This is a genomic window from Priestia sp. FSL W8-0524 (genome assembly GCF_038005965.1).
Lineage (GTDB): Bacteria > Bacillota > Bacilli > Bacillales > Bacillaceae_H > Priestia > Priestia zanthoxyli.
This window is the reverse complement of record NZ_JBBOUG010000001.1, coordinates 4361953-4375015: the sequence shown is the minus strand read 5'-3', so window position 1 is coordinate 4375015 and position 13063 is coordinate 4361953. Positions and strand designations below refer to the sequence as shown.

Below are 13063 nucleotides of genomic sequence, written 5' to 3'. Positions count from 1 at the left end.
GTTTTGAAGGAGTGGGGTTCCGATGAGTAACGGAAAAATCATCGTAGTCGGTGGCGGTTTAGCTGGCTTGATGGCAACAATAAAAATTGCTGAGTCTGGCAAGCAAGTAGATTTATTTTCACTAGTTCCGGTAAAAAGATCTCACTCAGTTTGCGCGCAAGGTGGAATCAACGGAGCCGTAAATACGAAAGGTGAAGGAGATTCACCATGGGAACACTTTGATGACACAGTGTATGGCGGAGACTTTTTAGCCAACCAGCCACCTGTAAAAGCAATGTGTGAAGCAGCTCCTGGTATTATTCACTTACTTGACCGTATGGGTGTTATGTTTAACCGTACTCCTGAGGGTTTGTTAGACTTCAGACGATTTGGCGGAACGCAGCATCACCGTACGGCTTTTGCCGGAGCAACAACGGGTCAACAGTTATTGTACGCATTAGATGAGCAGGTTCGTCGCTATGAAGTTGCCGGACTTGTGACAAAGTACGAAGGATGGGAATTCTTAGGTGCTGTTCTTGATGATGAGCGCAGCTGTCGCGGAATTTCTGCACAGAATTTAAAATCAATGGAAATTAAAACGTTCCCAGCTGATGCGGTTATTATGGCTACAGGTGGACCTGGTATTGTCTTTGGAAAATCGACGAACTCAGTTATTAATACAGGTTCAGCGGCATCTATCGTGTATCAGCAAGGTGCATACTATTCAAACGGAGAGTTTATTCAAATTCATCCAACTGCTATCCCGGGAGATGATAAGCTTCGTCTTATGAGTGAATCTGCTCGTGGAGAAGGCGGACGCGTTTGGACATATAAAGACGGTAAACCTTGGTATTTCTTAGAGGAAAAATATCCGGCATACGGTAACTTAGTACCTCGTGATATTGCAACTCGTGAAATTTTTGACGTCTGCGTAGCGCAGAAGTTAGGAATTAACGGAGAGAACATGGTTTATCTGGACCTTTCACATAAAGATCCAAAAGAGCTAGACATTAAACTTGGAGGTATCATCGAAATCTATGAAAAATTCATGGGCGATGATCCGCGCAAAGTACCAATGAAGATTTTCCCAGCCGTACACTATTCAATGGGCGGTTTATGGGTGGATTACGATCAAATGACAAATATCCCTGGCTTGTTCGCAGCTGGTGAGTGTGATTATTCGCAGCACGGAGCGAACCGTTTAGGAGCAAACTCATTATTGTCAGCTATTTATGGCGGTATGGTTGCTGGTCCTAAAGCCGTTGAATACATCAATGGTTTAGAAAAGAGCGCAGATGCTATTTCTTCAAGCGTATATGATCGTCATGTGAAAGAAGAAGAAGAGAAATGGAACAATATCATGAATCTTCAAGGTACAGAAAATGCATACGTTCTTCATAAAGAGCTAGGGGAATGGATGACTGACAACGTGACAGTCGTACGATACAATGACAAACTGTTAAAAACAGATGAAAAGATTCAAGAATTAATTGAACGCTATGATCGTATTAACATTAATGACACGGCTAAATGGAGTAATCAAGCGGCAACATTTACTCGTCAGCTTCAAAACATGCTCCAACTTTCACGTGTTGTAACGCTTGGAGCTTACAACCGTAACGAAAGTCGCGGTGCTCATTATAAGCCGGATTTCCCAGATCGTAACGATGAAGAATTCTTAAAAACAACAATGGCATCTTTCGTTGATAAGAAAACGGCTCCTTCTTTCCATTATGAAGAGGTAGACGTATCGTTAATCAAACCGCGTAAGCGCGACTACACAAAGAAAAAAGATGAAAAACCAAAAAAACAACAAGAGGGGGTTCGTTAATCAATGAGTGAACAACAAACAGTCCAAAAGACAGTGCGCTTCATTATTACACGTCAAGATTCAGCTGAATCTGCTCCTTACAATCAGGAGTTTGAAATTCCGTATCGTCCGAATATGAACGTTATTTCAGCACTGATGGAAATCAGACGTAACCCTGTTGATGCTTCAGGTAAAGAGGTTGCTCCGATAAACTGGGAAATGAACTGTTTAGAGGAAGTATGCGGAGCCTGTTCAATGGTTATCAACGGTAAACCTCGTCAGTCATGTACAGCTCTTGTTGATAAACTAGAACAGCCGATTCGCTTGCAGCCAATGAAAACATTCCCTGTTGTTCGTGACTTGCAGGTAGACCGCAGCCGTATGTTTGATTCACTGAAAAAAGTAAAAGCCTGGGTTCCGATCGATGGCACATACGATTTAGGACCAGGACCGCGTATGCCTGAAAAGAAACGTCAGTGGGCGTATGAGTTATCCAAGTGTATGACATGCGGCGTTTGCTTAGAAGCTTGTCCAAACGTAAACGACAAGTCAAACTTCATCGGTCCAGCACCGCTTTCTCAAGTTCGCTTGTTTAATGCCCATCCAACCGGTGCGTTAAATAAAGGAGAACGTTTAGAGACGATTATGGGTGATGGAGGGCTAGCGAACTGCGGGAACTCTCAAAACTGCGTTCAATCATGTCCAAAAGGAATTCCATTGACTACTTCAATCGCAGCTTTGAACCGCGACACAACAATTCAAGCATTCAGAAGTTTCTTTGGTAGCGATCAAGTATAACCACTCCAAACCTCTCCACGTGGAGAGGTTTTATTTTGTCTATGACGAACGGAGGAAATACAGATGAATAATATTTCGTATATTGAAGACATGGATCACTGGAAAGAGTCATTTTCGTTTAAGCAGAAAATCAAGGTAAGATTTTCGGAAACAGATATGTTTGGGCACTTAAATAATACGGTTCCTTTTGTTTATTTTGAACAAATACGTACGGAATTCTTTCACCATATTGGCTTTATGCAAAAGTGGACGAGTGAGTATGAGGGAACGATACCGGTGGTGGCTGATTTGCAGTGCGACTATGTCAAACAAGTGTATTTTGGTAACGTGCTAGCTGTTTTTGTAAAGGCCCATAAAATCGGACGTTCTTCGGTTGATTTACACTATATGATTCAAAATGAGCAAGGAGAGGTTGTACTCACGGGGAGAGGAACAATGGTGCAAATTTCTAAAGAAACAGGAAAAAGCGTGCCTTGGAATGAAGAGATGAAAAGGTGTTTATCGACTATATAAAAATGGCTTGAAGGCTCTTTCTTCAGGCTTTTTTTCTTTTTCAAAGGTAAAAAAGAGTTTTTTGCATATTTTTTCTAAAACTAGTAACCGCGTAGGCATACCGCACATAAGATATGTTGACTAAATTTACACCCATCCGATAGTTCAACTCAGGATCAGGCAAGGAGGGTTACATTGAAAGAAAAAGAGTTTCAACCTAAACCGCTACTTACAAAGCGTGAACGAGAAGTATTCGAGCTTTTAGTACAGGACAAAACAACAAAAGAAATCGCGAGTGAACTATTCATTAGCGAAAAAACAGTTCGAAATCATATTTCTAATGCGATGCAAAAGCTTGGAGTCAAGGGGCGTTCTCAAGCAGTCGTAGAACTCCTTCGAATGGGAGAACTTGAACTATAACATGAGCTGGCTTTCTTTTTAGAAAGCCAGCTTTTTGTATATTTTTTTAAGTATCGCATATGTATCTAAAAAGAATATCATTAAGAAAATATTATAAAAAAGGTAAATCTTTATAAAAGAAACTTATTGCTTGAAATTGAATTTCAGAGTACGTATACTTTTAAGTAAGGAGATACTACTTCAAAAGAAAGAGAGGTGAGATGATGAAAAATGTATGGTTAGGGGTATTATTATGCATGATATTCTGCTTGCCTTTTGCGAGTTTGCCAGATAAATTTATTGATAATGACTTTGAAAAAGTAAAGGTCACAAAAAGTTCGGTACAGCATTACACGGATATCGTGCACATGTCTCCAGGAGCTAAGCACAGCGTCAAACAAATAGGATCTCTAATACAAAGTGTGATAGTAACTTTTGCTTTAGTATGGGTGAGTACCAAGCTCATCATTCCGACGCATCAAATTGCGTATTTTTTCCTCAAGAAAACACTTTTTTATCCAAAAATCTTTCAATCAAGTTACCTCAATTAAATAAAAAAGGTTGAAATTTCAGCAGCCTTTTCTTCAAACCTAAAATTACCTACTATTCTTAGGCTTATTTGTCATGGGGATTTTCTATACAAATAATGCAATGAAAATTTAATATTCTTCTTAAAAACTTTATAGGAGTGATCATTCAATGATGATTAAAGAAACGGAATTACCAGGAATCGGCCGTAAATTTGAAATTGAGACAAGCGGAGGAAACCGTGTGGTCGTTATTATTCATGATGATGGACGACGTGAAATCTACCACTTCGATCAAAAAGATTTAGAAGAAAGCATTTTTGACATTACGTTAACAGATACGGAATCAAGACAGCTAGCTGCAATTTTAGGCGGCATGATTTACAAGCCAAAAGCAATGGAAACCATTGAAGTGGCATTCAATGACTTAGTGATTGAATGGTACAAAGTTGAAAAACAGGCGAAAGCTCACAGTAAAACAATTGGCGAAATTGACGTTCGCAGCAACTATGATGTCACAATCATCGCTGTCATTAAAAACACGCAAAAAAAATTATCCACCCCAGGACCAGATACGTTAATTGAAGAAGGAGATACGCTTGTCATCTCTGGTGAAAGAGGAAATTTAAAAACGCTCATTAAAGAATTGCTTTCACAAGGAGGTAGTTCATAATTGGATCATTTAGTATTTGAAGTTGGGACAGCTTTGTTACTAGTCGCTTTAGCGGCTATACTAGCACATAAATTTAAATTTACGATTATTCCATTCCTCATTCTGCTGGGCATGGCGGTTGGTCCCCATGCTCCTGAGTTTGGCTCATTCAGTTTAAAGTTTATTGAAAGCCAAGAGATTATTGAATTTATGGGGAGAATTGGAGTTCTCTTTTTACTCTTTTATTTAGGGTTAGAATTTTCAGTTGGAAAGTTAATTAAATCAGGTAAGTCCATCGCGGTGGGAGGATCTATTTATATTTTAATTAACTTTACCTTAGGATTATTGTATGGATACCTGACAGGAAATCCTCTTCTTGAAGTGCTGATTATCGCTGGAATTATTACGATTTCGTCCAGCGCAATTGTCGCAAAAGTATTGGTTGATTTAAAACGAACGGCAAATCCAGAAACGGAATTGATATTAGGGATCATCATGTTTGAAGATATTTTCTTAGCGGTTTATCTTTCTGTCGTTTCAGGGTTGGTGCTTGGAGACCACGGATCGCTTGCTGAATCTTTAACATCTATTTTAATTGCGTTTGGCTATATGATGCTGTTCTTTATCATTGCTCGAAAAGCTACGCCTCTACTAAATAAACTTTTAAATATTTCATCGAATGAAATCTTTATAATCGTCGTTTTTGCGGTATTGTTTTTTGTGGCAGGCTTCTCAGAAACAATTCACGTGGCAGAAGCAATTGGAGCATTATTGCTTGGGCTTGTATTTTCTGAAACAGAACATCGCGATCGGATTGAACATCTTGTCGTACCGTTTCGTGATTTCTTTGGAGCCATCTTTTTCTTCAGCTTCGGATTAAGTATTGATCCTCTCACGCTCTGGGATGCAGGCTGGCTTGCCCTTGGAGCAGTTGCGCTTACGATTATTGGTAACTTTACAGCCGGTATGATTTCAGGAAGAAAAAGCGGGCTGTCACACAAGGCTTCGACCAATATTGGATTAACAATCATGTCACGAGGTGAGTTTTCAATCATTATGGCTAACATCGGAATTGAAGGAGGATTATCGGCCATCCTTCAGCCATTCGCTGCGCTTTATGTATTGATTTTAGCTATTATTGGTCCTTTGTTAACGAAGGAGTCTAAGCATATATACGGATTTTTAAACTCAATATTTAAATGGAAAAAACCAAATCCTCAAGAATCTAATGGATAAAATATATAAAACACAGTTGACAAATCGGATTAATATGATAAAATTCAAAATAATCCAATAACAAATCAGTTAACTATAGCAACGGGCTGATCGGTCAACCGAAAGCTCCTACCTTTTTTAGGTAGGAGCTTTTATGTTTTTAGGTGAAATAGCTTTTGATTTAAAAATTCAAGGAGGAGGAATTGCTGTGAGTGTCGTGATTCAATCGGTTAACCGCTCATTTCAAAAAGGAGAACAAGTAACTCAAGCATTGCGAAATGTAAATCTTACGATTAATAAAGGTGAATTTATTACCATTATTGGTCCGAGCGGATGCGGAAAAAGTACGCTGCTTAAAATGATCGCTGGACTTGATATAGATTATGAAGGGCGCATTGAAATCAACGGGAAGCACATAGCCGGACCTAGCATTAAACAAGGAATGATCTTTCAAGAACACCGCTTGTTCCCGTGGCTTAATGTGGAGCAAAATATAGCGGCTGACTTATCGCTGAAAGATTCGAACGTTCGGCGCCGCGTAGATGAGCTAATTGATATTGTCAGGCTGAAAGGATTTGAAAAAGCTTATCCTCGAGAACTATCTGGGGGGATGTCTCAACGAGTTGCGATTGCGCGTGCTCTTTTAAGAAATCCCGAGGTTTTATTGTTAGATGAACCGTTTGGTGCGTTGGATGCTTTTACTCGCACTCATCTGCAAGATGTGCTGTTAGACATATGGAAAAAAGAAAAAACAACCATGATTTTTGTTACCCACGATTTAGATGAATCCATTTACTTAGGAACTAAAATTGTGATTATGAGTGCCAGACCAGGAGAAATTAGTCGGGTTGTTCCAGTAGAAATTAGTCATCCGCGAAAAAAGACAGAACTACCTTTTCAGCAGCTAAGGCAGCAAGTGCTGAAAGAATTTGAAGAAGCAGGAGAACATTAAAGATTCAATCAGACAGAGAAGGAGACAGAACAGATGAAAAAGCTACTTTTAACTGCAGCTATTGTACTTGTTCTCGCATTGGCTGGGTGCGGGACGAAAGAAAAAGCGAGCGGCGAAGATTCGAAAAACGTTACGATCAATATTGGCATTCAACAAAGCCTAGGACCTTTAATGCTGGCACAAAACCAAAAATGGTTTGAAAAAGAATTTAAAAAAATAGGTGTAAACGTTAAATGGACAGAGTTTCAAAGCGGTCCTCCGCAATTTGAAGGGTTAGCATCTGGACACTTGGATTTCGGCCAAGTTGGAAACTCACCGGTTATTTCTGGTCAAGGGGCAGATATTCCATTTTTAGAAATTGCTAATTCGAGCGACGGATTAAAAGGAAATGCTATTTTAGTAGGAAAAAACAGCAAGATTAAAAGCGTAAAAGATTTAAAAGGTAAAAAGATTGCGGTTGCCAAAGGCAGCAGCGGTTTTAACTTATTGTACAGAGCTCTTGATCAAAATGGGTTAAAGCCAAGTGACGTAAAGATTATTCAGCTTCAGCCAGACGAAGCTCAGCCAGCATTTGAAAATGGGTCAGTGGATGCATGGTCAATTTGGGAACCGTTTATCTCCCTGCAAAACTTAAAAAATGAAGCTCGTATTTTAGCAGACGGCGATTCGTTAAAGGTTGCTTCACCAGGCTTTACTATTGTAAGAGAAGGCTTTGCAAAAGATCATCCAGAGTTAGTCGTTAAGTTTTTACAAGTTTATCAAAAAGCACTTGAATGGCAAAACGAACATTTTGAAGAATCTGTGGATATTCTAGCAAAACAAAAAAATCTAGATAAAGACGTAGTAAGACAAGTGTTAAAAAATAATCCTGCCTATAATCGCCCAACCTCTAAAGAAATTATTGCAGAACAACAGCGAACAGCTGATTTTCAACAATCTTTAGGCGTTATTAAAAAGAAAATTGATACGGGAGATGTCGTTGATAATTCATTTATTGAAAAAGCATTAAAAGAAAAATGAGGTGATGAAAATGAGTAAAACATCCGTGGTTTCAGGACATGTCCAGTCTTCAGCAGCTCACTTGCAACAAGTGAAAAAAAGAAAGGAAGAAGCGAAAAATAAACAGGGAATTTTCCTTCGTTCTCTCGTCGTGCCAATTTTGCTTATCGTCGTGTGGCAAATCATTGGTTCTGCGGGCTATGTATCTAAAACCGTTCTTCCTACACCTGTTGATATTGTACTTTCTTTCAAACAGCTCATCGTATCGGGAGAACTCGGAGCTAATCTTCAAATCAGTATTTTACGTGCTGCCATAGGTTTTGCCGTTGGAGCTGGTCTAGGTTTACTATTTGGTATTATTGTCGGTTTCTCAAAGAAAACGGAGCACTATATGGATCCATCCATTCAAATGCTTAGAACTGTTCCTCACCTTGCCTTGGCTCCTTTATTTATCTTATGGTTTGGTTTTGGGGAAATTTCAAAGATATTGCTAATTGCAAACGGTGCGTTTTTCCCAATCTATGTTAATACGTATTTAGGCATTCGCGGCGTTGATTCGAAATTGTTTGATGTTGCGCGTGTTCTGCAATTTAGTAAATGGAAACAAATCACGAAACTCATTTTACCAGCCGCTCTTCCTAATATTTTACTTGGTGTCCGATTGTCTTTAGGTATTGCATGGCTCGGACTGGTAGTAGCTGAATTAATGGGAGCAAGTGAAGGTGTAGGATATATGATTATGGATGCTAGGCAGTTTTCTCAAACAGATGTAGTTTTTGTCGGAATTATCATTTTTGCTGTTGTAGGCAAATTAACTGATTCATTTGTCCGAGTATTAGAAAAGCGTCTTCTTAAATGGAGAGACAGCTACGCAGGTGAAAAATAAAAGAAGGATTTATATACTTATTAATCCTTGTAAATCTATCAGTTTTATAAGTTAAAAGGAGAGATGATAATGAGTCAGTTTACAATTATTACGGGAAGCCCTTCAAAACAATCAAGGTCAGCTGCTTTAAGTGAGTATATTGCAGCATATCTGCAAAATGAAAAACATGAAGTAAAAACCGTGCATGTCCGCGATCTACCAGCTGAAGACTTACTATATGCTAACTTTTCTAGCCCTGCGATTCAAGAAGCTCAAAAGAAAGTGGCAGATGCTGATGCCGTTATTATTGTCAGCCCAATCTATAAAGCTAGCTACACAGGAATCTTAAAAACATTTTTAGATTTAATACCTGAAAAAGGTTTGCACAATAAAACCGTGCTGCCGATAGCTACAGGGGGAACCATTGCTCATCTACTGGCTCTTGATTATGTATTTAAGCCGACATTATCCGTTTTAGGAGCTACTGCTCTTATTCATGGAGTTTATATTGTTGATTCTGAGGTGGCCTATACGAAAGAAAATGAAATTGAGTTTATTGCGGAAGAAGCAGAAGCGAGAATTAAACGTTCATTAAAAGAGCTTGAATATCATCTAGAACAAACGAAAAGGAGTGTTGAATCATGAAAATGTTATGGTTTATTCCTTCCCATGGAGATGGAAGATATCTAGGGACAAATCGAGGAGGTCGTTCAGCAGACTATTCATATTTTCGACAAGTTGCTCAAGCAGCTGACCGGTTAGGATTTGAAGGAGTTCTGATTCCAACGGGGAAATCATGCGAAGACCCGTGGCTATTGGCTGCTTCACTTATACCTGAAACAGAGCGTTTGAAATTTTTAGTAGCTGTACGTCCGGGCATTATGGCTCCTTCCGTGGCAGCGCGCATGACTTCGACTCTTGATCGAATTTCAAACGGTCGTTTACTAGTTAACGTAGTAGCAGGAGGAGATCCAGCAGAATTAGCCGGAGACGGCCTTTTCTTATCACATGATGAACGTTATGAAGCTGCGGATGAATTTTTAGATGTGTGGAAAGGGTTATTGGCTGGAGATACGGTTAATTATGAAGGAAAACATATTCATGTAGAGAACAGTGAGCTGTTGTATCCACCTGTTCAAAAACCTTCTCCACCTATTTATTTTGGCGGATCTTCACCCGCAGGACAAAAAGTTGCAGCAAAACATTCTGACGTGTATTTAACGTGGGGAGAGCCTCCTGAACAAGTAAGAGAAAAAATAACGGCTGTGAGAAAGCAAGCAGAAGCAGAAGGCAGAACCGTTAAGTTTGGGATTCGTTTGCATATTATTGTACGGGAAACGGAAGAAGAAGCTTGGGAAGCAGCCGATCGATTAATTCAGCATTTGGACGACGACACAATTCAAGCTGCACAGCGTACTTTTGCAAGGTATGACTCAGTTGGGCAGCAGCGAATGGCGAGCCTTCATAGAGGAACCCGAGAGGAACTTACGATTAGCCCTAACTTATGGGCAGGTGTGGGGCTCGTCCGGGGAGGTGCAGGAACTGCCCTGGTAGGCAGTGCTGAAAATATAGCGAAACGAATAAAAGAATATGAAGCTTTAGGAATTGAATCTTTTATTTTATCAGGCTATCCGCATTTAGAAGAAGCTTATCACGTAGGAGAGTTATTGTTCCCGCTTTTAAATATTGATGAGGGTGAAGGAAAGAGTGAAAGCATCGGTGAGATTATTGCAAACGATAGGTTTCCAAAAGCTTCAACCTCGTAAAAGAAGAACCGGTGAATTTTTCACCGGTTCTTCTTTTACATTCATCTCAGCCGAGAGACGAGTCCGTTAAATTGTTGGTTTTGGTTTTTCAGGTGCAGCTTGTTTATCTTTTCGACTTTCTTGAATATATACTTTAAAGAGAAAAATATTTAAACAGCCCAGTGTGAGGAATAACGGTGCAAAATAATATTCTTGAGACATAAGTAGGACGAAAACGCTTCCAAAACAGAACAGAGAACTAAACATAAAGTAAAACTGTAAGAATCTTCTCATTTTAGTCGCCTCCTATTCTTTTTCTTCTTACACTTATTATATCAAATACTTTCCAAAAAAGACACAAAATATTCACAAAATGTTCAATTTTTTTCTTATTTACCTATTGATTTTTTTGTCGATATGTAAATTAAGTGGGTTGTAATACCAATTAATTCCTGGGTGTAACTTTCTGATGGAAAGTTTATGTAAAATTTTATATGATAGAAATGGTATTGAAAAAAGGGGGAAAATCATCATGAGACGAATTGGGTGGCTATTTTTTACTATGGCAATTCTCTTACTCATAACTGCCGGTTGCTCAAATGATCAACAGAAAGCACAGGATCGATTTGATAAATATGTAGCCATGTGGAATAAAGAAGATTTTGAAGGTATGTATGGATACTTGTCTAAAGATGCTAAAAAGACGATTTCAGAAAAAGACTTTGTAAATCGATATAAAAATATCTATGATGCAATTGAAGCGGACAAGCTTAAAGTGAAGGCAAGTAAAATAGAAGACTTAGAAATAAAAGACCATAAAGCTGTTTTACCTTTTGAAGTAAACATGAACTCTGTAGCCGGTGAAATCTCATTTAAAGAAAATGCTGCTGTGGTTCAAGAAAAACAAGGGGATACAGAGAATTGGTATATTAATTGGAAGCCTAATATGCTTTTTAAAGGACTTAAGCAAGGAGAGCAAGTAAGAGTAGCTACTCAGTCAGCTGTGCGTGGAGAAATTATGGATCGTTCAGGGAAATATTTAGCTCAAAACGGAGAAGCGATTCAAGTTGGAGTTGTTCCCCAGCAGTTTTCTAAAGGCGGCGAGCAAGCGATACGACAATTAAGCAAGACTCTTGCTCTTTCAGAAAAAAGTATTAATCAAGCACTGAGCGCTTCTTGGGTGAAAGAGAATCAATTTGTTCCTATTAAAACAGTTAGTCAAAAAGACGCCTCTAATTTAGAGAATTCTTTGAAAAAAGTAGAAGGCATTCAACAAAAAAAGGTGAATGCGCGCGTATATCCTTGTGAAGAAGCGTGTGCTCATTTAGTTGGATACGTTGCGCCTGTCACAGCTGAATATTTAAAAGAGCATAAAGATGAAGGTTATAATGCTCAGTCTAAAGCTGGAATGATTGGCTTAGAATCTTTGTATGAAGATAAGCTTCGTGCTCGAGACGGCGTCACGATTTATACTGTAGATAAAGATGGTAATAAAAAGAATGAAATTGCAAAAGTGAATCCAAAAGACGGGGAAAGCATTCAGGTTACGGTAGACACGAATGTTCAAAAATCCCTTTATGAACAGTTAAAAGATGAAAAAGGAGTAGCTACTGCTCTTCAACCTAAAACGGGAGAAATATTAGGTCTTGTAAGCACGCCAGCTTTTGATCCGAATTCTTTTTCTTTTGGAATCGATGCTAATACGTATCAATCCCTTTCAACGAATCCTAATAAGCCGTTAATGAATCGTTTTACCAAAACGTATTCTCCGGGATCTACATTTAAGTTAGTCACCGGAGCTTTAGCGGTTGATGAAGACGTGCTAAATCCAAATGAAAGTATATCAATCAGCGGGAAGAAATGGCAGAAAGATAAAAGCTGGGGAAATTTCTACGTAACACGAGTGGGCAGCAAACCGAATGTTAATTTACGTGATGCTTATGTTACATCTGATAATATTTATTTTGCGCAGACTGCTTTGAAGCTAGGTTTAGACAAATTTAACAGTGGTTTAAAACAGTTTGGGTTTAATCAAAAATTGCCTGTTAATTATCCTTTTGAAACGTCTAAAATTGCAGGTGATCAAGATATTAAAGATGAGGGAGTATTAGCAAACTCTGGCTATGGCCAGGGGAAACTGCAAGTGAATCCTCTCCACTTGGCATTGATGTATACATCGATTGTAAACGATGGAAATATAGTAAAGCCTATTCTTATGAACGGTGATGAGAGTGGAATATGGAAAAAACAAGTAATATCTAAAGAAACGGCGCAATTAATTCAAAATGATTTAGTTGATGTCATTGAAGATAAAAACGGTACGGGTCATGCAGCAAAGATAGATGGGTTAACCTTGGCTGGAAAAACGGGAACAGCAGAGCTAAAGAAAACTCAAGGTGAAAAAGGGCAGGAAAACGGATGGTTTGTAGCTGTGGACACAAAACAGAAAAACTTACTCGTTTCAATGATGGTTGAAGGGGTAGAGGATAAAGGCGGAAGTCATTACGTCGTGCCGAAAGTAAAAAATGTATTTCAGCAATATAATAAGTAAATAATAAAAGCCAGTTCTAAAAGAGCTGGCTTTTATTATTTACACAAGGGGAGTAATGTTAAGTTTTTGTAAATCCCAA

14 protein-coding genes are annotated in these 13063 nt (G+C 38.8%); 13 read left to right on the top strand and 1 reads right to left on the bottom strand.

The window, feature by feature from the left end; genetic code table 11:
* The first annotated feature begins 22 nt into the window (after positions 1-22).
* The 12 genes from sdhA to ssuD all read left to right on the top strand — a co-directional run bounded on the left by sdhA (position 23) and on the right by ssuD (position 10454).
* Complete coding sequence (sdhA, locus tag NST66_RS22880) at positions 23-1810, top strand: succinate dehydrogenase flavoprotein subunit (RefSeq protein ID WP_013059399.1); 1788 nt, start codon at positions 23-25, stop codon at positions 1808-1810.
* A 3-nt stretch (positions 1811-1813) separates the two neighbouring features.
* Entirely contained in the window at positions 1814-2587 is a 774-nt protein-coding gene (gene sdhB / locus NST66_RS22875; RefSeq protein ID WP_013059398.1) for a succinate dehydrogenase iron-sulfur subunit, read from the top strand.
* Between the two features lie 63 nt (positions 2588-2650).
* Positions 2651-3100 (top strand): acyl-CoA thioesterase, encoded by a 450-nt coding sequence (locus NST66_RS22870; protein ID WP_028411753.1) that lies wholly within the window; start codon positions 2651-2653, stop codon positions 3098-3100.
* A 174-nt stretch (positions 3101-3274) separates the two neighbouring features.
* A complete protein-coding gene (gene gerE / locus NST66_RS22865) occupies positions 3275-3499 on the top strand; it encodes a spore germination transcription factor GerE (RefSeq protein ID WP_013059396.1) in 225 nt (74 codons plus the stop codon).
* Between the two features lie 203 nt (positions 3500-3702).
* A complete protein-coding gene (locus NST66_RS22860; RefSeq protein ID WP_028411752.1) occupies positions 3703-4029 on the top strand; it encodes a hypothetical protein in 327 nt (108 codons plus the stop codon).
* Positions 4030-4177: 148 nt separating this feature from the next.
* The gene (locus NST66_RS22855) at positions 4178-4678 is read left to right on the top strand and encodes a cation:proton antiporter regulatory subunit (RefSeq protein ID WP_013085158.1); all 501 of its coding nucleotides are present in this window, start codon (positions 4178-4180) and stop codon (positions 4676-4678) included.
* Positions 4679-5893: a cation:proton antiporter gene (locus NST66_RS22850; protein WP_340843710.1), complete on the top strand. Its 1215-nt coding sequence runs from the start codon at positions 4679-4681 to the stop codon at positions 5891-5893.
* A gap of 133 nt (positions 5894-6026) precedes the next feature.
* Positions 6027-6824, top strand: a complete 798-nt coding sequence (locus NST66_RS22845; RefSeq protein ID WP_080754460.1) for an ABC transporter ATP-binding protein — start codon at positions 6027-6029, stop codon at positions 6822-6824.
* Between the two features lie 33 nt (positions 6825-6857).
* Complete coding sequence (locus NST66_RS22840; RefSeq protein ID WP_028411749.1) at positions 6858-7844, top strand: aliphatic sulfonate ABC transporter substrate-binding protein; 987 nt, start codon at positions 6858-6860, stop codon at positions 7842-7844.
* A gap of 10 nt (positions 7845-7854) precedes the next feature.
* Positions 7855-8709: an ABC transporter permease gene (locus NST66_RS22835; RefSeq protein ID WP_033579636.1), complete on the top strand. Its 855-nt coding sequence runs from the start codon at positions 7855-7857 to the stop codon at positions 8707-8709.
* 69 nt (positions 8710-8778) lie between these two features.
* Positions 8779-9333 (top strand): NADPH-dependent FMN reductase, encoded by a 555-nt coding sequence (gene ssuE, locus NST66_RS22830; protein WP_028411747.1) that lies wholly within the window; start codon positions 8779-8781, stop codon positions 9331-9333.
* Positions 9330-10454 (top strand): FMNH2-dependent alkanesulfonate monooxygenase, encoded by a 1125-nt coding sequence (gene ssuD / locus NST66_RS22825; protein ID WP_033579638.1) that lies wholly within the window; start codon positions 9330-9332, stop codon positions 10452-10454. Before ssuE ends, ssuD begins: the two co-directional genes overlap by 4 nt.
* A 66-nt stretch (positions 10455-10520) precedes the next feature.
* Here the strand turns inward: ssuD and NST66_RS22820 are convergent, their stop codons facing one another.
* Positions 10521-10727, bottom strand: a complete 207-nt coding sequence (locus NST66_RS22820; RefSeq protein ID WP_013059387.1) for a hypothetical protein — start codon at positions 10725-10727, stop codon at positions 10521-10523.
* Positions 10728-10965: 238 nt separating this feature from the next.
* Here NST66_RS22820 and NST66_RS22815 point away from each other — a divergent pair, with 238 nt between their 5' ends.
* On the top strand, positions 10966-12984 hold the full coding sequence (locus NST66_RS22815) for a penicillin-binding transpeptidase domain-containing protein (RefSeq protein WP_049166240.1): 2019 nt from the start codon (positions 10966-10968) through the stop codon (positions 12982-12984).
* The last annotated feature ends 79 nt before the right edge of the window (positions 12985-13063 follow it).

Bases quoted from the DNA above. Each gene is read 5' to 3' on its own strand.
- NST66_RS22820 (WP_013059387.1), bottom strand. From the start codon at position 10,727: ATGAGAAGATTCTTACAGTTTTACTTTATGTTTAGTTCTCTGTTCTGT.
- sdhA (WP_013059399.1), top strand. From the start codon at position 23: ATGAGTAACGGAAAAATCATCGTAGTCGGTGGCGGTTTAGCTGGCTTG.
- NST66_RS22835 (WP_033579636.1), top strand. From the start codon at position 7,855: ATGAGTAAAACATCCGTGGTTTCAGGACATGTCCAGTCTTCAGCAGCT.
- ssuE (WP_028411747.1), top strand. From the start codon at position 8,779: ATGAGTCAGTTTACAATTATTACGGGAAGCCCTTCAAAACAATCAAGG.
- sdhB (WP_013059398.1), top strand. From the start codon at position 1,814: ATGAGTGAACAACAAACAGTCCAAAAGACAGTGCGCTTCATTATTACA.
- NST66_RS22860 (WP_028411752.1), top strand. From the start codon at position 3,703: ATGAAAAATGTATGGTTAGGGGTATTATTATGCATGATATTCTGCTTG.
- NST66_RS22855 (WP_013085158.1), top strand. From the start codon at position 4,178: ATGATGATTAAAGAAACGGAATTACCAGGAATCGGCCGTAAATTTGAA.
- ssuD (WP_033579638.1), top strand. From the start codon at position 9,330: ATGAAAATGTTATGGTTTATTCCTTCCCATGGAGATGGAAGATATCTA.
- NST66_RS22845 (WP_080754460.1), top strand. From the start codon at position 6,027: ATGTTTTTAGGTGAAATAGCTTTTGATTTAAAAATTCAAGGAGGAGGA.
- NST66_RS22815 (WP_049166240.1), top strand. From the start codon at position 10,966: ATGAGACGAATTGGGTGGCTATTTTTTACTATGGCAATTCTCTTACTC.
- NST66_RS22870 (WP_028411753.1), top strand. From the start codon at position 2,651: ATGAATAATATTTCGTATATTGAAGACATGGATCACTGGAAAGAGTCA.
- NST66_RS22840 (WP_028411749.1), top strand. From the start codon at position 6,858: ATGAAAAAGCTACTTTTAACTGCAGCTATTGTACTTGTTCTCGCATTG.